At 27.8% G+C, this 23,352-nt stretch carries 24 protein-coding genes; 17 read left to right on the top strand and 7 right to left on the bottom strand.

The annotated features are described in order from the left end of the window. Positions 1-92: 92 nt before the first annotated feature. From NJU99_RS07925 to hemW, 5 genes are read right to left on the bottom strand one after another with little or no spacing between them, the layout of a single operon-like run. Entirely contained in the window at positions 93-371 is a 279-nt protein-coding gene (locus NJU99_RS07925; RefSeq protein WP_254575380.1) for a hypothetical protein, read from the bottom strand. Between the two features lie 14 nt (positions 372-385). Continuing rightward, positions 386-970, bottom strand: a complete 585-nt coding sequence (locus NJU99_RS07920) for a hypothetical protein (RefSeq protein ID WP_254575379.1) — start codon at positions 968-970, stop codon at positions 386-388. 51 nt (positions 971-1,021) lie between these two features. Continuing rightward, the gene (locus tag NJU99_RS07915; RefSeq protein ID WP_254575378.1) at positions 1,022-2,995 is read right to left on the bottom strand and encodes a M3 family metallopeptidase; all 1,974 of its coding nucleotides are present in this window, start codon (positions 2,993-2,995) and stop codon (positions 1,022-1,024) included. 11 nt (positions 2,996-3,006) lie between these two features. Further along, a complete protein-coding gene (prmC, locus tag NJU99_RS07910; protein ID WP_254575377.1) occupies positions 3,007-3,831 on the bottom strand; it encodes a peptide chain release factor N(5)-glutamine methyltransferase in 825 nt (274 codons plus the stop codon). A gap of 47 nt (positions 3,832-3,878) precedes the next feature. After that, positions 3,879-4,946 carry a radical SAM family heme chaperone HemW gene (gene hemW / locus NJU99_RS07905; RefSeq protein ID WP_254575376.1) on the bottom strand — a complete coding sequence of 356 codons (1,068 nt, stop codon included), beginning with the start codon at positions 4,944-4,946 and terminating at the stop codon, positions 3,879-3,881. A 55-nt stretch (positions 4,947-5,001) separates the two neighbouring features. Here hemW and NJU99_RS07900 point away from each other — a divergent pair, with 55 nt between their 5' ends. From NJU99_RS07900 to folP, 5 genes are read left to right on the top strand one after another with little or no spacing between them, the layout of a single operon-like run. Further along, complete coding sequence (locus NJU99_RS07900) at positions 5,002-5,499, top strand: RNA pyrophosphohydrolase (RefSeq protein WP_254575375.1); 498 nt, start codon at positions 5,002-5,004, stop codon at positions 5,497-5,499. 17 nt (positions 5,500-5,516) lie between these two features. Continuing rightward, complete coding sequence (locus NJU99_RS07895) at positions 5,517-6,728, top strand: aspartate kinase (RefSeq protein WP_254575374.1); 1,212 nt, start codon at positions 5,517-5,519, stop codon at positions 6,726-6,728. 2 nt (positions 6,729-6,730) lie between these two features. Then, a complete protein-coding gene (locus NJU99_RS07890; RefSeq protein ID WP_254575373.1) occupies positions 6,731-7,282 on the top strand; it encodes a HobA family DNA replication regulator in 552 nt (183 codons plus the stop codon). Positions 7,283-7,285: 3 nt separating this feature from the next. After that, complete coding sequence (locus NJU99_RS07885) at positions 7,286-7,918, top strand: DNA polymerase III subunit delta' (RefSeq protein WP_254575372.1); 633 nt, start codon at positions 7,286-7,288, stop codon at positions 7,916-7,918. Positions 7,919-7,928: 10 nt separating this feature from the next. Beyond that, positions 7,929-9,068 (top strand): dihydropteroate synthase, encoded by a 1,140-nt coding sequence (gene folP, locus NJU99_RS07880; protein WP_254575371.1) that lies wholly within the window; start codon positions 7,929-7,931, stop codon positions 9,066-9,068. Positions 9,069-9,088: 20 nt separating this feature from the next. On the opposite strand, the gene NJU99_RS07875 is transcribed toward folP, so the two are convergent. After that, complete coding sequence (locus tag NJU99_RS07875) at positions 9,089-9,919, bottom strand: prephenate dehydrogenase (protein WP_254575370.1); 831 nt, start codon at positions 9,917-9,919, stop codon at positions 9,089-9,091. Between the two features lie 100 nt (positions 9,920-10,019). Here NJU99_RS07875 and bamA point away from each other — a divergent pair, with 100 nt between their 5' ends. From bamA to NJU99_RS07845, 6 genes are read left to right on the top strand one after another with little or no spacing between them, the layout of a single operon-like run. Further along, positions 10,020-12,269, top strand: a complete 2,250-nt coding sequence (bamA, locus tag NJU99_RS07870; protein WP_254575369.1) for an outer membrane protein assembly factor BamA — start codon at positions 10,020-10,022, stop codon at positions 12,267-12,269. Then, positions 12,269-13,357: a dehypoxanthine futalosine cyclase gene (locus NJU99_RS07865; RefSeq protein ID WP_254575368.1), complete on the top strand. Its 1,089-nt coding sequence runs from the start codon at positions 12,269-12,271 to the stop codon at positions 13,355-13,357. Before bamA ends, NJU99_RS07865 begins: the two co-directional genes overlap by 1 nt. A gap of 5 nt (positions 13,358-13,362) precedes the next feature. Then, positions 13,363-14,652 carry a M16 family metallopeptidase gene (locus NJU99_RS07860; RefSeq protein WP_254575367.1) on the top strand — a complete coding sequence of 430 codons (1,290 nt, stop codon included), beginning with the start codon at positions 13,363-13,365 and terminating at the stop codon, positions 14,650-14,652. A gap of 2 nt (positions 14,653-14,654) precedes the next feature. After that, positions 14,655-15,926, top strand: coding sequence for a glutamate--tRNA ligase (gltX, locus tag NJU99_RS07855; RefSeq protein ID WP_254575366.1), 1,272 nt, complete (start codon positions 14,655-14,657; stop codon positions 15,924-15,926). Beyond that, on the top strand, positions 15,923-16,195 hold the full coding sequence (locus NJU99_RS07850) for a YggT family protein (RefSeq protein WP_254575365.1): 273 nt from the start codon (positions 15,923-15,925) through the stop codon (positions 16,193-16,195). Before gltX ends, NJU99_RS07850 begins: the two co-directional genes overlap by 4 nt. A 2-nt stretch (positions 16,196-16,197) precedes the next feature. Beyond that, complete coding sequence (locus NJU99_RS07845; protein WP_254575364.1) at positions 16,198-17,856, top strand: lytic transglycosylase domain-containing protein; 1,659 nt, start codon at positions 16,198-16,200, stop codon at positions 17,854-17,856. Here the strand turns inward: NJU99_RS07845 and NJU99_RS07840 are convergent. After that, on the bottom strand, positions 17,828-18,292 hold the full coding sequence (locus NJU99_RS07840) for a hypothetical protein (RefSeq protein ID WP_254575363.1): 465 nt from the start codon (positions 18,290-18,292) through the stop codon (positions 17,828-17,830). The two genes, NJU99_RS07845 and NJU99_RS07840, sit on opposite strands and share 29 nt — an antisense overlap. Positions 18,293-18,411: 119 nt before the next feature. Here NJU99_RS07840 and NJU99_RS07835 point away from each other — a divergent pair, with 119 nt between their 5' ends. The 6 genes from NJU99_RS07835 to NJU99_RS07810 are packed head-to-tail and all read left to right on the top strand — an operon-like array spanning position 18,412 to position 23,349. Then, entirely contained in the window at positions 18,412-18,783 is a 372-nt protein-coding gene (locus tag NJU99_RS07835) for a sirohydrochlorin chelatase (protein WP_254575362.1), read from the top strand. Between the two features lie 46 nt (positions 18,784-18,829). Beyond that, on the top strand, positions 18,830-19,327 hold the full coding sequence (gene mobB, locus NJU99_RS07830) for a molybdopterin-guanine dinucleotide biosynthesis protein B (RefSeq protein WP_254575361.1): 498 nt from the start codon (positions 18,830-18,832) through the stop codon (positions 19,325-19,327). A gap of 2 nt (positions 19,328-19,329) precedes the next feature. Continuing rightward, positions 19,330-20,172: a class 1 fructose-bisphosphatase gene (locus NJU99_RS07825; protein ID WP_254575360.1), complete on the top strand. Its 843-nt coding sequence runs from the start codon at positions 19,330-19,332 to the stop codon at positions 20,170-20,172. Then, on the top strand, positions 20,165-20,371 hold the full coding sequence (locus tag NJU99_RS07820; RefSeq protein WP_254575359.1) for a hypothetical protein: 207 nt from the start codon (positions 20,165-20,167) through the stop codon (positions 20,369-20,371). Before NJU99_RS07825 ends, NJU99_RS07820 begins: the two co-directional genes overlap by 8 nt. Before the next feature lie 30 nt (positions 20,372-20,401). Then, positions 20,402-22,360, top strand: a complete 1,959-nt coding sequence (gene metG / locus NJU99_RS07815; RefSeq protein ID WP_254575358.1) for a methionine--tRNA ligase — start codon at positions 20,402-20,404, stop codon at positions 22,358-22,360. After that, the gene (locus tag NJU99_RS07810) at positions 22,360-23,349 is read left to right on the top strand and encodes a peptidoglycan synthetase (RefSeq protein WP_254575357.1); all 990 of its coding nucleotides are present in this window, start codon (positions 22,360-22,362) and stop codon (positions 23,347-23,349) included. The genes metG and NJU99_RS07810 overlap by 1 nt, the downstream gene beginning before the upstream one ends. Positions 23,350-23,352: the final 3 nt, after the last annotated feature.

Genomic DNA, 23,352 nt, shown 5'->3' with positions numbered 1-23,352 from the left:
TATACCTTTAAATTTATATTTTACTTTTGGAAACTATAATTTCCAAACTATTATATTTGCCGTAGTTAGTAAACTACTAAGCCTATTGTTTATTACCAAAAACTTCCTGTATCACAAGGATTTTCTTTTTGATTGTCTAACTCTAAATATACATTATCACTGTAATCTATGTATAGGCTATAATCCCCTAAGTAAACACTTTTTTCTATTTGAGATTTATTTAAATAAGCATCTTCACTATATTGACTTAAGTCCGATAAATAGTACTCTACCATTGAAGGTGCCATATTGTTTACAGCATCTTCAAGGCAGTTGAAGTCATCGACTCCAAAAGTATTATACAAAGAATTTTTATTTAATAGTATTGTCATATTATCTTTTCAGTCTAGTTATTAAATCCATTTAACAATGATGCCATTCTATTCAAATCAATTTTATTGTCATTAGAGTCATTTTCTTTACGTTCTTCAACTTTTAAACCAAGATTATCAAACGAGTTTAATGCACTATCATCTTCGCCCTCTTCTTTTTTCTCATGGTTTTTAGCATTTTGATTGTTGTGATTGCTATTTTGATTTTGTTTGTTAAAGTTGTTGTTGTGATTATTGGTGTTATTGCTATGTTGGTTTGAATTTTTGTTCTCATCTTTTTTCTCATTTTGATTTGAACTGTTCTTATTCTCATCTTCAGCAGCATTATCTGAATTTAATAAAGACTCAATCTTTCCAAGCATTGATGAAATATTAGAGTTATCTTTCTCTTTATTTTCATTAAACTCTTCTAGGTTGCTTTCTAACTCCATCTTTTGTAGCTCTAAATCCTCTTTAGCAGACTCTAATTCAAGAACTTCATCCTCTAATTCAGTTATTCTGTCTTTTAAACCATCATTATCATTTTGAAGTTCTTCATATGCTTTTATTAGTGTATTTAAAGCATTATTTAATTTTGAAATTGTCTCTGCATTTGTCATTGTTATAAAATCCTTGTTTGTATTATAATTAAAAGTGTATTATTGCAAATTTTAGCTAATAATTCCATCAATTTTTAATAAAGAATCAACACTTGCTTGTCTTTGTGCAAAATCAAAGAATAATTCATCCATATTTTTTGATCCACCCTTACTTAATATTGTATCTTTATATTTAACTGCTAAGTCTTTATTGAATACATTTCCTGAATCAATAAACATATAAAATGCATCAGCACTTAAAACTTCAGCCCATTTGTATGAATAATACCCAGCAGCGTATCCACCAGCAAAAATATGAGAAAAACCATTTTGGAATTTATTGTATGAAGGAGGTGTTATTGCTGCAAATTCTTTTCTTACATTATCTAATACTTCTTGAACTTCTTCTTCTGTTTTGTATAACTTTTGATATAGTTTAAAATCAAACAGTGCAAACTCAATTTGTCTAACTAAAGATAAAGAAGATTGGAAATTTTTTGCTTTTATAATTCTTTCAATTGCTGCATCATCTAAAACTTCTTTTGTTTCATAGTGTTTTGCAAATAGTTTTAATATATCTTTATCATAAGAGAAATACTCTAAAAATTGAGATGGAAACTCTACTGTATCCCAAGCAACACCAGAAATACCACTTACATAAGCTTCAGTTACTTCACTTAATAAGTGATGTAGGGCATGACCCATCTCATGAAATAGTGTAACAACATCTGAATGTCTAAGAAGTGAAGGTGTTGTTTCTGTTGATTGTGGGAAATTACATACTATATAAGCTGTTGGAAGATGTGTAATACCTTTTGAATCAGTATAGTGTGAATGCCAGTTATTCATCCAAGCACCACCTCTTTTATCTTTTCTTGCTTCTAAATCTAAATAGATTCTAGAACTTAATTTACCATTTGAGCTAATATTATAAACTCTAACTTTTTCATCCCAAGCAGGTGCCTCTACTTTTTCAAATTTAATATCAAAGATTTTATTTAAGAAGTCAAAGAAACCATTTAAAACAGATTCTTGTTCAAAATATGGTCTATAATACTCTTCATCTAAATCGTATTTAGCTTTCTTTAACTTTTCAGAATAGTAAGCCATATCTGATGATCTAAAATCTTCTTTTTCTAAACCATCTTCAAAAGCTATTTGTTTAATCTCTTCTAACTCTTCTGTTGCTTTAGCTTTTCCTTTATGACCTAACTCTTCTAAGAAAGATACAACTTCATCTTCTGTTTTAGCCATTTTAGTTGATAGCGAGTATTGGGCATAACAATTAAAACCTAAGATTTTAACTTTTTCATCTTTTAGTTTTAAGATTTCTTCTATGATTTTTCCATTCTGAGGAGCTCTTGTACAATAAGCTTTATAGATCTCTTCTCTTTTCTCTCTAGAAGTACCATATGTAATATATGCTAAGTAAGATGGAATTTGTAAAGTAAATTTATATTTAGTTTTTCCTTCTTCTTCAAACTTTGCTAATTCTAAATCTGATTTAGGAATCTCTTTAACATCTTCAAAATCCTCAATTATCATTTCCCATGAATTTGTTGCATCTAAAAGATTGTGTGAGAAGCTTTGTGATAGTTCACTAAGCTTTAAATTCAACTCTTCTAATCTTTTCTTTTTGTTATTATCTAAATGACAACCAGAAAGTTTAAAGTCTCTTATTTCATTTTCTAGTACTTTATTTTGTATACTATTTAACATACTTTTTTCTTTAGACTGTATATCTTTTAAAGCTGTATAAATCTTTTCATTTTGACTTATCTCAGTTTCATATTTTGAGATAATCGGAAGACATTCTTCGTACACTCTTCTTGTTATTTCTGAGTTCTTTACAGAATCAATATGAAAAATAGGAGTTAGAAAATCATTTATTCTCTCCCCTGCTTCTTGATATGGTGTAACAAAATTTTCATATGTTTTTTCTTTTATATTTAAAAGCTCATTTATTTTTACTCTACTTTCATCTAATAGTTCTTGTAATATATCTTTTGAATTTTCTAAATTTTCTAAATTAAAATCTTTAAACATTTAATCTCCTTTTATTTTTTAAATTGTACAGTAAAACCTCTATCAAACTTTTCATAGTCTTGATAGAAGCTATACTTTTTAATATCAAACTTTTTGAAATACTCTTCTAAGGGTTTCTTTTGATCATAACCCATTTCACATAAAAGGTATTTTATTTTTCTTTCATAGGTTTCGTCTATAATATCTTTAAGAAGTTCATCTCCAACTTTCCCTCCAAATAATGCATTTGATGGTTCAAACTTTACATTTTCTGGCAGTTTATAGTCATCTGCTATATATGGTGGATTTGATATTGTCATATCAATATCTTCATTTACTTTTTCATATAAGTTACTTAGTCTAAACTCTATTTTATGCTCAACATTATGCTTCTTTGCATTTTGTTTTGCTAGTTCAATTGCTTTTTCATTTATATCTACAGCAATTATTGAAATATCTTCTATTAATAAAGCTAACATTACAGAAATAATCCCAGAACCTGTTCCTATTTCTAATACTTTAAATGCTCTATTTTCTTTTTTTATGATTTCAACGGCATTTTCTACTAATATTTCTGTTTCAGGTCTTGGAATTAAAACCCCTTCTTTTACCAAAAAGTTTTCACCATAAAAAGTAGCTTTATTTATAAGATACTCTATTGGATAGTTTGTTTCTCTTTTTTTTATTAGTTTTTCTAACTCTTTTTCTTTTGTAAACTCTTGATTATAATTTAAATGAAGCCAAATAGTGTTTTTATCTAATAAATGCATCATTAAAATCTCTACTTCTTTAGCAGGTATATGTGTTACATACTTTAGCCTAGAAGATTGTTTTTTAATTGTTTCTTTTATTGTCATAGTTTTTAAATCCTTTAAAACTGTAATTATAGTAAAAAGAGTTTTTATTAGCCTAAAATATATAAAGCTAACTCATCAGATAGTAAAAACTCTTTATTGTAGATTCTATTATCAATTTTTTCTATTTTTTCATATTCTATTAAATCTTCTATCTTTTCAAGTTCTTTTTCATTAAAAATTGATAAGTCAACTCCATTTGAACATCTAAAACCTAAAAGTGTCTTTTCTGTTTTAATATCTTCTAAATTTAACTCTTCAAGTTCTATATTTAAAGGATTTTCTATATACTCTTCTATACTTTTTGTTGGATATCTTCTATTATTTTCATAGTAACCAACTGCACCTGCACCAATTCCTAAATACTCTTTATGTTCCCAGTATCCATAATTATGTTTTGACTCAAACTCTTTAGCTCTTGCAAAATTTGAGATTTCATATTGAGTAAAACCTTTAGTATGAATATAATCAAAAATCTCTTTTGATAGCTCTTCATCATCAATTTTTACACTACTTCTATCAAAGAATTTTGTACCTTCTTCTATAGTTAAAGAGTAAGCACTTAAGTGTGTAATAGGTAAGCTAAAAGCAGTATCAAAATCCTCTTTCATTGAAGATAAAGTATCACCTTGAACACCATATATTATATCGCAGTTAATGCCATTAAAACCTATACAATTGGCATTTTGTATAGCTTTTATAGCACTTTTACTGTTATGCGAACGACCTAGGAATTTTAGTTTATCTTGATGAAAACTTTGTACACCAAAACTTATTCTAGTAACTCCTAAATCAAACATACCTTTTTGCCAATCAAAAGAAGCAGAGTTTGGGTTTGCTTCTGTTGTAATCTCAGCATCTTTTTTTAAGTAAGGTTTTATTAATTCAAAAACCTCTTCGTACTCATGGAATTTTATTGTTGATGGAGTTCCTCCTCCAATGAAAACAGTTTCTATTTCTTTATTATTTTTCTCAACATAATTTTGTAACTCATGTTTTAATTGTTTTTTTAAAGCCTGCATGTACTGCTGTTTTAAATGAAACCTATCTGTATAGGAGTTGAAAGCACAATAGAAGCACTTACTATCACAAAATGGTATATGTATGTATAAAAGCAATTTTTAATCCTAGTAATTATATAATATCGGGCTAATTATAAGGGAAAATATATTTATGACTGATAAAAACGAAAAAAAAACAAATAATGAGAACAAAAACTTTAGACCTAACGTAGCAGCAATTGTACTATCAGCAAAATACCCTCATACATGTGAAATTTTTATTGCTTCAAGAACTGATGTGGAAAATGCATGGCAATTTCCTCAAGGTGGAATAGATGATGGAGAGAGTGCTAAAGAGGCTCTATACAGAGAACTAGAAGAAGAAATTGGCACAAGAGAAGTAGAGATTATTGCAGAGTATCCAAAATGGGTATCTTATGAGTTTCCTCCTGCAATTGCAAAGAAAATGCAGCCTTATGATGGTCAGATACAAAAATATTTTTTAGTAAAGCTAAAAAAAGGTGCAAAAATAAACATTAACACAGAAATACCTGAGTTTAGTGAGTATAAATTTGTACCAACAAAAAATATATACGATTATATAACATTTTTTAAACGTACTGTTTATAAACAGGTTTTAAAATATTTTAGAAACGAAGGTTATATTTAAGAAGGATAATGAATTAGATGTTAAAAGTACTTAAGTTTGGTGGAACAAGTGTAGGAACACTTGAAAGAATTCAAAACGTTGCGAATATTATAAAAAAAATTAAAGATGAAGGTCATGATGTAATTGCTGTTGTTTCAGCAATGAGTGGAGAGACTAACAAATTAATTGAGTATGCTAATACATTTTCAAATGACCCAAAATCAGATGAAATGGATATGCTTTTAAGTTCAGGTGAAAGAGTTACCTCTGCATTACTATCAATTGCTTTAAATGAACAAGGGTATAAGGCTTGTTCTATGAGTGGTAGACAAGCAGGTATTGTTACAGATAATGCACATACTAAAGCTAGAATTGAATTAATAAATACTGATGGTATGAAAGATGCAATTAGTGAAGGTAATGTAATTATTGTTGCAGGTTTCCAAGGTGTAGCACAAGATACAAACAGAGTTTCTACTTTAGGTAGAGGTGGAAGTGATTTAACTGCTGTTGCAATTGCAGGGGCTATTGAAGCTGATGTATGTGAGATTTATACTGATGTAGATGGTATTTATACTACTGATCCTAGAATTGAACCAAAAGCTAAAAAGCTTGATAAAATTTCATATGATGAAATGTTAGAGTTAGCATCTTTAGGTGCAAAGGTTTTACAAAACAGATCAGTTGAGATGGCAAAAAAATTAAATGTAAATTTAGTATCAAGAAGTAGCTTCACACCAGAAGTTGAAGGTACATTAATAACAAAGGAAGAGAATATTATGGAAAAACCAGTTGTAAGTGGTATTGCTTTAGACAAAAACCAAATAAGAGTAGGAATGTATGGTGTAACAGATAAACCAGGAATTGCAGCATCTATTTTTACTTCACTTGCAGATAATAATATTAATGTAGATATGATAGTTCAAACAGTTGGTGTTGATGGTTCAACAGATTTAGATTTTACTATTCCTACTACTGATTTTGAAGCTTGTAAAAAAGTAATGGAAAAGTTTAAGAATGATGCAAAAAATATTGATTATAATGATGCTATTTGTAAAGTTTCAATTGTAGGTGTTGGTATGAAATCTCATACAGGAGTTGCATCTAAGGCATTCTCTACATTAGCAAACGAAAACATCAATATAAGAATCATCTCAACTTCTGAGATTAAAATCTCAATGATTATTGAAGAGAAATATGCAGAATTAGCTGTTAGATCTTTACATGAAGCATACGAACTGGATAAATAACAGTGCAAGAGTTTTTAAACTGGACAGTTGATTCAATCAGGGAAGATAGACTTATCTCTCCTTGGTTGGAAGAAAAAAAATATGAATGGACACCTTTAGTATCTAAGAATATCGTGAATCTTCTAGAAAAAGGATGTTCAGTTATTGTCTTAACGGATAAGGAGAGAGAATGGTTTTTAGAGTATAGTTTAACTCATATAAACTCACCTAAACTAAATAGACCATTTTTACCTTTTTATGATTTTAAATCATTTTACAAATATATAGATAATATAAAATCAGATGATGATATAGCTTATATAAAAGATATGTTAAATATCTCATTTCCAAATGGATATGTATTTTGGTATATTGGAAAGAGTCAAGATCCAAGAGCTATTATTCCAAAGGTTTCAAAGAACTCTTTTTTATGGTTATTTGATGAAGAAAAACAAGATGCTTTTAACCTTAGAAGTACTGATGAAGCTTTAGATATGAAATTATTACAAATGTTTAGACTTTATAATAAAACAGTTAGTGCCGCACTATTTGCTCAGATAAATGTGGAGCATTAATAGATGATTACGCAAATAATTGAAAACTCGACTATACTTGTTGTAAATGATTTAGAAACAACATTAAGTGAATTAATTCCTTTTTATCCAAAACACTTAGTTAGGATTATAAAAAATGAGGAGAAAGATGAGTTTTTAATTGCTCAAGCTAATCTTGCTATAAAAGAAGCCTATATAGCTTCAAATGAAAAAAAATATATATTTTTATGTGGTTCATCATTTAGAAATGAAGCACAAAACTCTTTATTAAAAGTTTTGGAAGAACCACCTAAAAATGTAGTTTTTATTTTAATAACAACTTCAAAGTCATCAATACTACCTACAATTTATTCTAGGATGCCTTATAAATATTTAAAAACATCTACTTTTAAAGAGGTATCATCTTTAGATATAGCAAAACTAGATTTAAAAGATATATATAACTTTTTAAAACAAAATCAAAAAATATCTAAAAATGAAGCAAAAGATTTGATAGAGTCAATTTTACTTAAAGTAAAAGATCAAAATTTGTTATTAGATGAATCTCAATTAAATATATTTTCAAAATCAATAAAATTAATAGAGCTAAATGCTAGACCTATAAATGTTTTAACTACCCTACTTTTATCTTTATCAAAACAAAAAAAATCTTTTTAAAGGGATTTGTATGCAAACATACAAGATATCAATAAATGACGCAAAAAAACTTTTTACACAATTAAACTGTGATAAAGGTGGTATAAATATACTTTCTAAAAAAGCAAAACTTCATACTTTGTATATAAAACAAATGCATGTGGGTGCTGCTAATATTTTAAAACAAGATGCTTTATCTATTGGTGCTGATTTAGCAGTTCCAACTGGTGTGATAACTGCAAAGGAAAAATATGTTGATGGTATTTTACTTGGTACTACAAAACACTTTGAACTTTTAGCTAGAAAAGAATTAGCTCAGCCTTTTGGCTTAAAAGATTTAGCTAAGAGTTTAAAAGAGTATATAAAAGAGAATAATTATAAAACTAAAATTATGGGAGTTCTAAATGCAAATGAAGACTCTTTTTTTAAAGATAGTAGATTTTGTTCAAAACAAGCTAGTCAAAAAATAGAATCAATGATTGAAGATGGAGCAAATATCATAGATATAGGTGCAGTTTCTTCAAGACCTGGAAGTCTTCCTGTTGAGCCAAAAGTAGAACTTGAGAGACTAAAAGATATTGTAGATACTATTTATGAAAATAAGTATTATGAAAAGGTAGATTTTTCAATTGATTCTTATGAGCCTTTAGTTATTGATTATGTATTAAATAAGGGTTTTAAAATAGTAAATGATATTACAGGTTTAGCAAATGATGAGGTATGTAAAATAAGTGCTTCATATAATGCTCAAGTTGTAATAATGCATATGCAAAATGACCCAAAAGTAATGCAAGAAAATCCTGAGTATGAAAATATTATATTAGATTTAGATGCGTATTTTAAAAATCAAATACAAAAAGCAAAATCTTTTGGTATAAATGATATTGTTTTAGATGTAGGTATTGGATTTGGTAAAACTTTAGAACATAATTTAACTTTGTTAAATGATTTAGAACATTTTAAACATTTTGGATATGAACTTTTAATAGGTGCAAGTAGAAAATCAATGATTGATATGATAACACCCTCTTCTATTGAGCAAAGACTTCCGGGAACTTTAGCTATTCATTTAGAATCTATAAAAAATGGCGCTTCTATTATTAGATGTCATGATGTAAAAGAACATCATCAAGCAATAAAAGTACAAGAAGCTATAAATAGTATAAACTAGTAAAAGATTATGAGATACTTTTAAAGTATCTCATGTAAACTATTTGCTTTTTTCATCCACTCTTTTAAATCATCATAATCTTCTTCTTCAACCATCGTTCTTACTTTTTTCATATGGTCTTCAAATAAATCTATAGATTTTAAAAGATTTTCTCTATTTTGTTTAAAAATATCAGTCCACATATCAGGACTAGATTTTGCAATTCTACTCATATCTTTAAATCCACCAGCAGCAAGAGCTATAATAGATTTTGGATCTTCATGTCCCATTACTGTATTTGCTAATGAATATGAAATAGCATGTGGTAAATGAGACATATAACAAGCATGTATATCATGTTCATCAGAATCCATAACAACAATTCTCATGCCAATTGCTTGAAAAACTTTAAAGGCTCTATTTACATGTATGTTTTCATTGTCTTCAAGATTACATAAAACTACAGTCTTACCTTCATATAAATCATCAATAGCAGCTTTTGGTCCAGATTTTTCTGTACCTGTCATTGGATGGGCTGCTATAAAATTTTGTCTAATAGATTCTGGAATATTTTTAACAATAAAATCTTTAGTTGATCCCAAATCCATAATTGTTGTAGTATCTTTAATATCTAAAAATTCTGGGATAATAGAGATTATATTATCAACTGGAATGGCTAAAACAATTAAATCACACTTTTCTTTTAGAGTTTTTATATCTACTAACTCATCTACAAGGTTTAATTCTGCTATTTCTTTTTTAGATTTTTCACTTCTTGCATAACCGTATACCTTTGTGGCTATTGCATATCTTTTTACAGCCTTTGCAAACGAACCACCCATTAGTCCTAAACCAACAATTCCTATATTCAAATTTGTACCTTTTCTTATAATAATTTCGAGATTATATCTTAATATTCATATAATCTATATTTAGCTATATTATTGCCTTATTAAGAAATTAAGGAAAGTCGTGAAAAATAAAGCAGTACTATTTTCTTTAGCGTGTGCAACAGCACTTTGTGCAAACACGATAAAATCTATTGAATATAAAAATTTGAATAAAATATCGCCTAAAATCGTAAATGAAACTTTAGGTTTTAAAGCTGGTGACAAACTTGATAATGAAAAGTTAAATAATGCTATAAAAAAGTTTTATGACTTCGGTTATTTTGATGATATAGTTGTCTTTAATAATAACGGAAATGTTGAATTAGTCTTTAATGAAAAACCTTCCATCGCAAAGGTTGAAATTAAAGGTTATAAAACAAGAGAAGACGAAATTGAAATCATGAAGGATTTCATGAAAGTTAAAAAAGGTGTTATGTATACTAAGCAAAGACTAGAAGAAGGTAAGAAAGTAATTCTTGATCTTCTAGAAAGCGAAGGGTATATAAACTCTGTTGTTGAGATAGATACAGAAAAATTAAATGAAAACTCTGTAAAAGTTACTTATAATGTAAATAAGGGTGATGAGATTATCATTAAAAAAGCCAACTATTATGGTTCTGACAAACTTGATGGGGATGACTTTGAAGATGTAACAGCAAATAATGAAAAAGAGTTTGCTTCATGGTGGTTTGGTCAAAATAGTGGTGAAGTAAAAGTTGATGAACTTAAATTTGATTCTAGAAGAATAAATGAATTATATTTTGAAAATGGTTATTTAGATGCACAAGTTAAAAAACCATATTTAAATATTGATTTTGCTTCAAATCAAGCTAATCTTGACTTCTTTATTACAGAGGGACAAAAATATACTACGAATGATATAAAAATCTATGTAGACTCTACTATTGTAGATCCTAAATATCTTCAAGAAAATTTAGATTTAATTGTTGGAAACACTTTTAATATCAAAAAATTAAGAGCTGACCAAGATTTTATAAAAACACAAGTTGCAAATCAAGGTTATGCTTTTGCACAAGTTAAGTTCGATATTAAGGAAAACACAAAAGACGCTACAGTTGATGTAGTATTTAATGTGATTCCAGGAAATAAAGTTTATATAAATGATGTAAAAATTTCTGGAAATACTAGAACTTTAGATAGAGTTATCAGAAGAAATGTATATTTAGCACCAGGTGATTTATATAATGCAACTGATTTAAAAGACTCTATTTCAAAACTTAGAAGAACAAGAAGTTTTGATGATGTAAAAATCGAAGAGAAAAGAGTATCAGAAGATAAAATAGATTTACTTGTTAAAGTAGTTGAAACTTCTACAGGTTCACTTATTGTTGGTGGTGGATATGGTTCATATGATAAACTTATGATTAATGCTTCTGTTAGTGACTCAAGTATTTTTGGTTCAGGGATTGGTGTTGGAGTAAATGCTGATTTATCTGCAACTAGAAGTAAGTTCTCGTTTAACGTTAAAAACCCAGCCATTAATGATAGTGAATATAATGGTGAATTTGAAATTCATAATAGTGATGATGAAATCACAAGAGATACTTATGATTTAGATAAAAACTCTTTAGGTTTCTCTGTTTCAGTTGGAAAAGAAGTTGTAAGAGATATGTATGTTGGATTAAGATACAGACTTGATACTATTGAAGAAGATTATCAATATGATGATACTTTTAAAAATAATAATCCTAAGTATTATCAAGATGCTGAGTATATTACAAGTTCAATTACTCCATATCTAAACTTTGATAATACAGATGATTTTTATGTACCAAGAGAAGGTTATAAAATGTCTTCATCTTTAGAGTTTGCAGGTGTTGGTGGAGATTCAGAATATTTAAAATCAACTACTTCATTTAAATATTTCCACTCTATTGAAGATATGACTGAACTTGATTGGATTTTTAGATTTAAAACACAAATGAAAGTATTAGCTGATTTAGGTCAGTTAAATCCAGGTGATTCATTATATATGGGTGGTGTAAGATCACTTAGAGGTTACAAATCTTATGCTTTTGGTCCAAATAATGATGAAGGTATTAAGGAAACACCATATAAGAGATTATGGACGAACTCTTTAGAATTAAACTTCCCACTATCAGATAGTGCAAAAATGAGATGGGGAGTATTTTATGATTATGGTATGACTGGTGTTGATGATTTTACTGATGTAAAAAGATCAAGTACAGGTGCCTTACTTGAGTGGATTTCACCTGTTGGACCTTTACAGTTAATCTTTGCACAACCACTTGATGATGAAGAAGGAGATGAGACTTCATCATTTGAATTCTCACTAGGAGCTAGTTTTTAATGGTTAAAAAATTTGAAAACAAAATAGATAAAGATATTATAAATAGAAGAATATCAAATGAAGAAGCATTAGATTTAATTAAAAATGCTTCACTTTTAGAGTTAGGTGAATTAGCGTCTTTAAAAAAAGATCAACTACACCCAAATAAAGTAACTACATTTATAGTTGATAGAAATATTAACTATACAAATGTATGTTGGGTTGATTGTAAATTCTGTGCATTTTATAGACATGGAAGAGATGATGATTCATATGTATTAAAATTTGATGAAATTGATGAAAAAATTGATGAATTACTTGAAATTGGTGGAACACAAATCCTATTCCAAGGTGGGGTTCATCCAAAATTAAAGATTGATTATTATGAAGAGTTAGTTGAGCATATTCATACAAAATACCCTCAAATTACTATTCATGGTTTTTCAGCTATTGAAATTCATTTTATTGCAAGAGTATCAAAAATATCAAAACTTGAAGTTTTAAAAAGATTACAAGCTAAGGGTTTAAGTTCAATTCCAGGAGCTGGAGCTGAGATATTATCTGATAGAGTAAGAGATATAATTGCACCAAATAAAATGGACTCAGAAGAGTGGTTAGAAATACATAGACTTGCTCACTCAATTGGTATGAAAACAACTGCTACTATGATGTTCGGTACAGTTGAAACAGATGAAGAGATTATAGAACACTGGGAAATGCTTAGAAAACTACAAGATGAAACAGGTGGATTTAGAGCCTTTATTATGTGGTCTTTCCAAGGTCAAAATACACAACTTGCAAAAGAGCAACCAGATATAAAACCTCAATCATCTAATAGATATTTAAGATTATTAGCAGTTTCAAGACTTTATTTAGATAATTTTAGAAATATGCAAAGTTCTTGGGTTACGCAAGGGTCATATATAGGACAAATGGCTTTAAGATTTGGAGCTAATGACCTAGGTAGTACAATGATGGAAGAAAATGTAGTAAAAGCAGCTGGGGCAGCAAACAGAATGAATCAAGATGAGATGATTAGATTGATTAAAGATGTTGAAGAAAAACCAGCAAAAAGAAATACTGCATATGAGATACTTGAAAGGTATTAAGTCTAATGAAATTTTCAAAACTTTTATTAGCAACAATGATTATACAAGGGAGTTTAATGAGTGCAGTAATAAAGCATATAAAAATAGATGATATTAAAGTACCTGTAATTTTTGAAGAACAAAAAAGTTTACCAACGCTAAACTTACAATTAGTTTTTCAAGATTCAGGATATATTCAAGATAAAGAAAAAAATGGATTAGTAAGTCTTTCTTCAAAGCTTTTAAATGAAGGAACAAAAGACTTAGGTTCTACAAAGTTTGCACAAAAGCTAGAAGAAAATGCTATTTCACTAAGTACTTCAAATGGTTTTGAAACATTTGTAATTGAGTTATCTAATATAAAAGATGTAAGTAATAAATCTATTGATTTATTGACACAACTTTTAAGTTCTCCAAACTATAGTGATAATGTTTTAGATAAGTTAAAAACTATACAAATTGGAGCATTAAAAAGAAAAGAGAATGATTTTGATTATACAGCTAGAAATCTTTTAAAGTCTACTTTATTTGAAAATACATCTCTACAAAACCCAAGTTCTGGGACTATTGACTCTATTTCTAAAATTAAACTAGATGATATTAAAGAGTTTTTAAATGAAACCTTGGTTTTAAATAAATTAATTATTGTTGCAGGTGGAGATTTTGATTATGAAGAGTTTAAAAAATTAATCAAACCACTTTTAAAAACACTTAAAAAAGGTGAAAAACCATCACTTGATAAAATTAAATTCAAATCAAAACAAAAAGAAGAAATAGTTTTAAAAGATACTCAACAAGCTTACATTTATTTTGGAAGTTCTTATGATGTTGAAACAAAAGACAAAGACTCTTATATGGCAAAAGTAGCATCATTTATTTTAGGTGGTTCTGGTTTTGGTTCAAGACTTATGGAAGAAATTAGAGTAAAAAGAGGATTAGCGTATAGTGCTTATGGGTATATTTCAGTTAATAAATCACACTCTTACTTTACAGGATACTTACAAACTAAAAATGAAACTGCAAATGAAGCAAAAGAATTAGTAGCTTCTATTGTAAAAGATTTTGTTAAAAAAGGTGTTACAGCTGAAGAATTAGAAGCTGCAAAAAACTTTTTAACTGGAAGTGAGCCTTTAAGAAGTGAGACATTAGCTCAAAGATTAAACAGAGCCTTTACTCTTTATTATAGAGGTTTACCTACTGATTATTCTAAAAAAGAGTTAGAGAAGATTCAAAACTTAAAAGTTGAAGATTTAAATGAATATATCAAATCTCATGATGAGATTAATAAATTGACTTTTGCAATAGTAAGGAAATAGATTTGTTAAGATTTGCACCTAGCCCAACAAGAAGTATGAATATTAGTGATTTAAGAGTTGCTATTTATAATTATATTGTTTCAAAACAAAAGAATGAAGGTTTAACTGTAAGAATTGAAGATATTGAAAAAGATAAGATAGTTGAAGGAAAAGACAAGGAAATTTTAGAGCTTTTAAGTCTTTTCTCAATTGATTATTCAAGAGCTGCTCATCAAAGTGACTCTTTAAAATATCATCAAAAAATGGCAATGCAACTTATGGCTCAAAAAAAAGCTTTTGCTTGTTTTTGTGGAGATGTAAAGCTTGATGAGTTAAAAGAAGAAGCTAAAAAAGCTGGAAAGCCTTTTAAATATGATGGGTTCTGTGAAACTTTATCAGATGAAACAGTTTTAAATACAAATGCACCTTTTACTGTAAGAATTAAAGAAGCAAATGCAAGTATTAGATTTACTGATTTATTACAAGGTGATTTTAAAATTAAACCTTTGGAGATGAACTCTTTTATTATTTTAAATCATGATAAAACACCAACATATGATTATGCTTGTGCAGTTGATGATATGATTATGGATATTTCAACTGTTATTAGAGACGAAAAGCATTTAGATTCTACTGCTAATCAAATTCATGTAAGGAAATCTCTATCTTATGATAAAAAGATAGATTATGTTCATTTAACTACTATTGATAATGCAGATGAAATATCAGTTAAATCTTTAATTGAGGAAGGTTTTCTTCCTAGTGCTATTGCAAACTATATAGTACTTTTAGGAAATAAAACACCAAAAGAGATTTTCTCATTAGAAGAAGCAATTGAGTGGTTAGATATTACAAAAATTTCAAAAGAAACTTTATCTTTTGATATGGATAAATTAAAACAAATAAATAAAAAGCACTTAGCTGCTTTAGATGATATGAGATTATCTAAGATTTTAGGTTATGCTGATACTGATTTAGGGAAACTTGGAAAAATATTTTTAGAAGACTTTTCTACTATAAAAGAAGTAAAAACAAAACTTGATACTGTTTTTGCTCAAAAAGTAACTTATGAAGGTTATGAAAAAGAGTTTGTTGAAATCAAACTTTGTGTACAAGACGCACCTTTCTTTGAAAACTTTGAAGATTTAGTAAAATATGTATCAGAAAAAACAGGTTTTAAAGATGAGTCTTTACAGAAGCCTTTAAGTTTTATTTTAACAGCTCAAGATGATTATTCTAAATTAGAGAATATTTATCCTTTAATTAAAAACTATATAGGAGAAATTGCAAAATGATAGATGCACTTTTAGCTTCAATTTTTACAGTTGTTTTAGGGATTATTTTTTTATACAAATGGGTAATTATTATTTCAGCTATTTTATCATGGGTTAAACCAGACCCTTATAATCCAGTAGTTCAAATGTTATATAGATTAACAGAACCTGCTTATGCACTTGTGAGAAAATATATTCCTACAGTTTTTGGAGGAATGGATTTAGCACCTATAATTTTAATATTTGCTTTAATTTTCTTAGAAACATTCCTAAAAAGTCTAGCCTTTTAATTATGAAAAGGCTAGCAACTTCACTAATTTGTTTTTTCACACTTACTTCTGCTTCATTAACTGCTAATGAAACAACATTTCTAAAAAAAGATTTTAAACCTACTCTTTCTTGGCTTGAGGAAAAGCCTGAGTCTTATGCCAGAGATTTTTTTATAATTCAATATTTAAATCAAAATAATATTTCAGATGAAGAAGCTAAAAAGGCTTATGACTTAGCAAAAAGAAAATCAAGTAGAGTAAATAAAGCATATAAAAAATATAGTGATAAAATTCCTATAGAAGATTTAAAATGTTATAGAGCAACAAGTAAAGAACTTTTTTTAGAAGAAGATAGGTGTTTAGCTTTAGGACTTACTTTAAAAGAAGCAACTAAACTTCCAACATCTTATGTAAAAGAAGCTGTAAGAAGAGTTTCAAAATACCCTACTTTGATGAATGATTTAGAAATAATAGCTGCAAATCAACCTTTTTTAGAGATTTTAAAAACATATCCACATAGATATTATCGAATCTTTTTTGATGTGGGTGAAGAGTATAGACTAAAAGAGTTAAATCATCCAATGCCAAAAGAGTTTATTCATAAGCTATCACTGGAGAAAGATTTTAACAAATTTATTAGATACACTGTTCCTAATCCTAAATATAAATATATTCAAAAATCACTATTTGAAGTTGAAGACAACAAACTTTTAAGTCATCAAACACTTTTCTTTTTATCAATGAATGCTTTAGCTCATAAAAAAGAAGATATAGCTTTAAGTTATCTTTCAAAAGCTTCTAAAAAAGCATATTTTAGAATGGATAAAGATAAAGTACTTTTTTGGGAGTATTTAGTTACTAAAAATAAAGAAATTTTAGAACAATTAAGTAATAGTTGGGATGTGAATATTTATTCATTATATGCAAAAGAACTTTTAGATAAAAAAATCGATAATGTTTTTTATGACCTAGAAGTAGTTAATAAAGAAACATCTTTTGATATTAGCAATCAATTTGATTGGATAAACGTTTTAGATGATATAAAAAAAGGTTTAGATAAAGAAAAACTTTTAAAGTATCAAAACGAGATATTCACAAATGAAGATACTAAACCTCATATGGCATATTTGCTTGAAAAGTATGCTAACTATAAAGAACAATATTTTATTACACCGTATATGGATGAAGTAAAAAAATATAGTTTAGAAAATCAAGTATATATTTATGCTTTAGGAAGACAAGAGAGTAGATTTATACCCTCTTCTATTTCTTTTGCAACTGCACAAGGAATGATGCAAATAATGCCATTTTTATCAAAAGCTTTAGCTAAACAGCTTGATATACCTTATAATATTTATGAGCAGTTTGTTCCTTCTATAAATATAAAGTTTGCAAATAAGCATTTGGAGACTTTAAAAAGACAATTTGATAATAATCCATTATTTATAGCTTATGCTTATAATGGAGGCCCTGGATATACTAGAAAACAATTTAGAAGAGGTTTATTTAGTAAAATAAATAAAAAGTATGAACCATTTTTAAGTATAGAACTAATTTCTTATAATGAAACTAGAAGATATGGGAAAAAAGTTCTTGCAAACTATTATATTTACAATAACTATTTAAATAAGAAAAATAAGAAGAGTTTATCTTCTATTTTTCAAACTTTAACTGCGCCTTAGTGGCACTATCAGAAAGCTCTAAAGTTAGGTTTGTTTCTTTTTTTAAAGTTTCAAACTTAACTAGATAATGTTTTCCCCAAGCTCTACTTTCTAAAATTGAGCTATATTTACTATTTTCTTTTATTTCCTCAAAACTTACAGCTTTAAACTTTTCATTTAATTTTAAGTCATAATTATATGCTTCAAAGTCCTGATTTTTTTCATCTATAAAATAAGTTGTGATTATAAATGTTTCATTTTCAAGTTTTTTTATATTATTTAAATATGTAGCCCAAAATAGTACTTTTTGTTCATCATTTTTTATAATATCGGCTTTTTTTGTATGTTGTACAGCTCTGGCTTTTTGTTCATCAGCTTTAAAGTATGCTAAAGCACTAGTAGAAGAACAACCAACAAATATTGTTGATACCGCTGCTAAAAGTATAGATTTATACATGTTTTCTCCAAGTTTATATGAAAAGTAATTTTACTTTAAATATCTAAAATAGAAATTAACTAACATATTTTATATATAAATCTTCAAAAAAATATTGTATTATTTCAAAAAGGAAAAATATGAATACATTATTAGTTATTGCTCATGGAAGCAGACTTAAAGAATCAAATGAAGAAATTATAAAATTTGCAAAAAGTATTAAAGATTTAAGTGATGATAGTTTTGATGTAAAATATGCTTATTTAGAATTAGCCGAGCCTAGTATTTTTGAATCATTAGACTCTTGTATTAAAAATAATCCAAGTGGAAAAATTAAGATACTACCCTATTTTTTAGCAAAAGGAAAACATGTAAAAGTTGATATTCCAAATGAGATTGATAAAATCAAAGAGTTATATAAAAATGCAAATATTGAAGTCTTACCACATCTAGGAAAAATAGATGGTTTAGCTCAACTCATTATTAATAACTACGCCTTAAATGAAAAATGATCTAATCTAAATATACTTTAACTACAATTTAGATAAAATCCCCACTATGAATAATAAAAGATTAGTGGTGGCTTTATCTGGCCCATCAAATAGTGGAAAAACTACTGTTATTGTTAAGCTATCAGAAGCCCTTCAGGCTAAAGGCTTTAAAGTTTGTATTATAAAACATGATCCAAAGGATAAAGCTACTTTTGATATTGAAGGAAAAGATTCATACAAATTTAGTCAAACAGGTGCAAATGTTGCAGTTGTAAGTCCCAATAGAACTACAGTATTTAAAAAACAGACATCTTCTGTTGATGAAATAATTAGTTTGTTTGATGAATTTGACTATTTGTTTGTGGAAGGCTTAAAAACACTAGAACTTCCAAGAATATCTATTTTCAGAAATAAATTAGAAGAATCTTATTTCCCTTGTACAGATGCAATAGCTTGTGATGATACTATTGATAAAGATAAAATCCCTACTAATATTTATAAATTAGATTTAAACAATCCAGAAGAGATAATTTCGTGGATTGATAAAAACGCAAAAAGAGTGTAATAATGCAAGATATAATTAAAGCAATTGAAGAAGCAAGTATAAAAATCAAAGACCTTATTGAAACAGGTGATACAGGTAAAAGTGAACAAGAAAATTCAACAGGTGATACACAATTAAAACTCGATATCGCAAGTGATGTTATAATTGAAAATATTTTCAAACAAATTCCAAGTATTAAAGCTATTGTTTCAGAAGAGCAGGAAGAGATTGTAGATTTAAATGAAGATGGTGAATATTTAATCGCTTATGATCCATTAGATGGTTCATCTTTGGTTGATGTTAATTTATCTGTTGGTTCGATTTATGGTATTTATAAAAATGAGTTCAATGCACAAAATATTGTAGCATCTATATATGTGGTATTTGGTCCAAGAGTTGAAATGGTAGTTGCGACTGATGATGTAAAAATGTATAGATTGTTAAAAGGTAAGTTTGAATTTATTCAAAATATAGTTTTAAATGAAAAAGGTAAGTTAAATGCCCCTGGATCTACTCAAAACTGTTGGGCACCTTACCATAAGCAGATGATTGATGATATTTTCCAAGATGGATATAGATTAAGATATTCAGGTGGAATGGTTCCTGATTTACATCAAATTCTATTAAAAGGTGGAGGATTATTCTCTTATCCTGGAACTACTGATAGACCAAAAGGTAAATTAAGACAATTATTCGAAGTTTTCCCATTTGCTTACACTTATGAAAAAGCAAATGGTGGTGCAGTTGATGGATTTAAAAGAGCATTAGAAGTTGAAACAACACATATTCATGATACAACACCATGTTTCTTCGGATCTAAGACAGAGATAAATAGAGTATTAGAAGTATATAAAAACAATGGATAATCAAAATGAGATTGTTATTGACGAGTGGCAAATAAAGCTTGATCAAAAACTTCAAGAGCTTAAAACTTGCCAAGAGTCTAAAAGCTTAAAATCTTGTACACCATGTGATCAATTTTTTGATTGTGAACTTAGAAAAAGATATGTAATTACTGTTTATGAGTCAATGAATAAGGGCTCTGGCGGTGGATTTGAATTTTAAAATTATTATAAACTATAAAAGAGGTAAAGAATGGAAGAATCTTGTAAAAATGTATATATAACAACACCAATTTATTATGTAAATGATGTGGCACACATAGGTCATGCATATACAACAATTATTGCTGACATGCTAGCTAGATATTCAAGATTAACAGGTGCAAATACTTATTTTCTAACAGGAACAGATGAGCATGGTCAAAAAATCGCTCAAAGTGCTGAGCAAAGAGGTAGATCTCCTCAAGAGTATGCTGATGAAGTTTCTGGTAAATTTAAAACATTATGGGATGATTTTGATATCACTTATGACAAATTCATTAGAACAACTGATGATGAACATAAAATAGGTGTTCAAAAAGCATTTGAAACAATGTACAATAAAGGTGATATTTACAAAGGTGAATACGAAGGTTTTTACTGTGTATCATGTGAGACATTCTTTACTGAAAAACAGTTAGTAGATGAGCAATTTTGTCCAGACTGTGGAAGACCTACATCAATTGTAAAAGAAGAGAGCTATTTCTTTAAATTATCTAAGTATGAAGATAAACTAATAGAATGGTATGAACAAAATGAAGATTGTATTTTACCAAGAAGTAAGAAAAATGAAATTATGAATTTTGTTAAAGGTGGATTAAAAGATTTATCTATTTCTAGAACTTCGTTTGACTGGGGAGTAAAACTACCTGAGTCTATGAACGAACCAAGACATGTAATGTATGTTTGGTTAGATGCTTTAATGAACTATATTACTGCATTAGGTTATGGCGGAGATGAAAAGAACATGAATCATTGGCCAGCAAGTACTCATTTAGTAGGAAAAGATATTTTAAGATTCCACTCAATTTACTGGCCAGCATTTTTAATGTCTTTAGATTTACCATTACCTAAGCATATTGCAGCCCATGGTTGGTGGACAAGAGATGGTGAAAAAATGTCTAAATCTAAAGGTAATGTTGTTAATCCTAAAGAAGTAGCAGATGCATATGGTTTAGATGCATTTAGATACTTTATGTTAAGAGAAGTACCATTTGGTCAAGATGGAGACTTTTCACAAAAAGCTTTAATGGATAGAATAAATTCTGATTTAGGAAATGATTTAGGAAATCTTTTAAATAGAATATCTGGAATGTCTGGAAAATATTTTGATTTTAAAATTACATCAAAAGATGTAGAAAAATTCCATAAAAAAGAGATAGAAGAAGTTGAAGCAATTTTAGAAAATATTGAAGAGTATTTATATAATATGCAAATCAATAGATACTTAGAAGACATTTGGAAAGTATTAACAATTGCAAATAAAGCGATTGGTGACTACGAGCCTTGGGCTAAAATGAAAGAAGGTAAGGAAGATGAAGCAATGGCATTAGTAGCATTAATTACTAATATCATGGCTAGAGTTGCCCTACTTTTAGACTCTGTAATGCCAGAAAAAATTGCTAAAATTGCAGACTCTTTAGGTGTAGAAATTTCTACGCAAAACTATATTAAACTTATCAAAAATAAAGAATTACTTGATGATACAGTTATTACAAAGGTATCTCAACTATTCCCAAGAATTGAAGAGATTTTATTAGAACAAGCGAAACCAGCTGAAGTTTCTAAAAATGAAGTTGAAAAAAAATCTGAATCTAAAAAAGAAGAGAAAACTGAAGAACCTGATAATTTAATTACAATTGATAAGTTCTTTGAAACAACTTTAAAAATCGGAACTATTGTAGAAGCCCAAGAAGTTCCAAAGTCTAAAAAACTTTTAAAACTACAAGTTGATGTAGGTGAAGAAAAAAATAGACAAATTTTAGCAGGAATTAAAGAGTTTTATTCAGCAGAAGAATTAGTAGGTACTCAAGCTTGTGTAGTTGCTAACTTAAAACCAGCAAAATTAATGGGTATGCTTTCTGAGGGTATGTTAATGGCTGCTAAAGATGAGAATGGTTTATCTTTAATAAGACCAGAAGCTCCTAAAAAATCAGGAACAAAAATAAGCTAGTGCAAATATCATCATTAATAGATATAATTGACGGAAGACTTTTAAACTCTCCGTCAATCTCATTTATTTATTCATTTAAAACAGATCCTACAAAAGTTAATGAAGGAGATTTATTTATAGCTAAAACTATAAATGATATACCTTTAGCTGTTGAAAATGGAGCTTTTGCTATTGTAACTCAAGAAGTTCATCCAATTATCGATAAAGAAATTGCTTGGATAAAAGTTCTTGACATTGATTTATCTCTCATTCAACTTATAAGATTTAAGTTAGCTAATTATTCATTACAAGCATATATTTGCAATAGTGCTACATATGGTTTATTGAAGTTGTATTCAAATAGTTCTTCAAAAAATCTAAAGTTTTTATCTAATGATTTAAATGATTTTATTAAAAATATTGATGATATTCAAGATAATGATATATTAATATCAAAAGACAAAGAATTATTAGAAAAAATTTATCCAAATGTTAACTTATTCAACAAAAATAACTTAAGTTATGAAAACTTAGTAGAACACTCATTATTTGAAGTTTCATTTACGTATAAAAATATTTATTTCTCAAAACTTAGATTATCAAAGATTTATATAACTGATTTTTTAAGTGTTTATGACTTCTTGGATTTAGAGCTTGATTTAAGTAAATTAAAGACATTCAAATATTTTAAACCACTTTTTTTAGATAAGTCTTTGGAAATAATTGAGTTTGGGAAAAGTGATAAGTTTATTATTACTCAAAATGATAATTCTCTTGTAAAAAATGAAATAAATTATTTAAAAAATAGATTTACATATGCAAAGACTTTATACTTAACGTCTAAATATAATTCTAATTTAGGTTCAAAGCAAACTATTGTTAAAACTATGGATGAATTAAAAAAAGCACTTAAGGAAAACAGTTTTAATGCTGCATACATAATTGGTTTTAAATATGATGATATTTCAAAAGCTTTACAAAAACTAGAAAAGCAAGCTTCGCTTTTCTAGGTA

The organism is Arcobacter roscoffensis (assembly GCF_024267655.1).
GTDB lineage: Bacteria > Campylobacterota > Campylobacteria > Campylobacterales > Arcobacteraceae > Arcobacter_B > Arcobacter_B roscoffensis.
This window is presented reverse-complemented; position numbering and strand designations above follow the sequence as displayed.

Bases quoted from the DNA above. Each gene is read 5' to 3' on its own strand.
- NJU99_RS07925 (WP_254575380.1), bottom strand. From the start codon at position 371: ATGACAATACTATTAAATAAAAATTCTTTGTATAATACTTTTGGAGTC.
- NJU99_RS07920 (WP_254575379.1), bottom strand. From the start codon at position 970: ATGACAAATGCAGAGACAATTTCAAAATTAAATAATGCTTTAAATACA.
- NJU99_RS07915 (WP_254575378.1), bottom strand. From the start codon at position 2,995: ATGTTTAAAGATTTTAATTTAGAAAATTTAGAAAATTCAAAAGATATA.
- prmC (WP_254575377.1), bottom strand. From the start codon at position 3,831: ATGACAATAAAAGAAACAATTAAAAAACAATCTTCTAGGCTAAAGTAT.
- NJU99_RS07900 (WP_254575375.1), top strand. From the start codon at position 5,002: ATGACTGATAAAAACGAAAAAAAAACAAATAATGAGAACAAAAACTTT.
- NJU99_RS07895 (WP_254575374.1), top strand. From the start codon at position 5,517: ATGTTAAAAGTACTTAAGTTTGGTGGAACAAGTGTAGGAACACTTGAA.
- NJU99_RS07885 (WP_254575372.1), top strand. From the start codon at position 7,286: ATGATTACGCAAATAATTGAAAACTCGACTATACTTGTTGTAAATGAT.
- folP (WP_254575371.1), top strand. From the start codon at position 7,929: ATGCAAACATACAAGATATCAATAAATGACGCAAAAAAACTTTTTACA.
- NJU99_RS07865 (WP_254575368.1), top strand. From the start codon at position 12,269: ATGGTTAAAAAATTTGAAAACAAAATAGATAAAGATATTATAAATAGA.
- NJU99_RS07860 (WP_254575367.1), top strand. From the start codon at position 13,363: ATGAAATTTTCAAAACTTTTATTAGCAACAATGATTATACAAGGGAGT.
- NJU99_RS07850 (WP_254575365.1), top strand. From the start codon at position 15,923: ATGATAGATGCACTTTTAGCTTCAATTTTTACAGTTGTTTTAGGGATT.
- NJU99_RS07845 (WP_254575364.1), top strand. From the start codon at position 16,198: ATGAAAAGGCTAGCAACTTCACTAATTTGTTTTTTCACACTTACTTCT.
- NJU99_RS07840 (WP_254575363.1), bottom strand. From the start codon at position 18,292: ATGTATAAATCTATACTTTTAGCAGCGGTATCAACAATATTTGTTGGT.
- NJU99_RS07835 (WP_254575362.1), top strand. From the start codon at position 18,412: ATGAATACATTATTAGTTATTGCTCATGGAAGCAGACTTAAAGAATCA.
- mobB (WP_254575361.1), top strand. From the start codon at position 18,830: ATGAATAATAAAAGATTAGTGGTGGCTTTATCTGGCCCATCAAATAGT.
- NJU99_RS07825 (WP_254575360.1), top strand. From the start codon at position 19,330: ATGCAAGATATAATTAAAGCAATTGAAGAAGCAAGTATAAAAATCAAA.
- NJU99_RS07820 (WP_254575359.1), top strand. From the start codon at position 20,165: ATGGATAATCAAAATGAGATTGTTATTGACGAGTGGCAAATAAAGCTT.
- metG (WP_254575358.1), top strand. From the start codon at position 20,402: ATGGAAGAATCTTGTAAAAATGTATATATAACAACACCAATTTATTAT.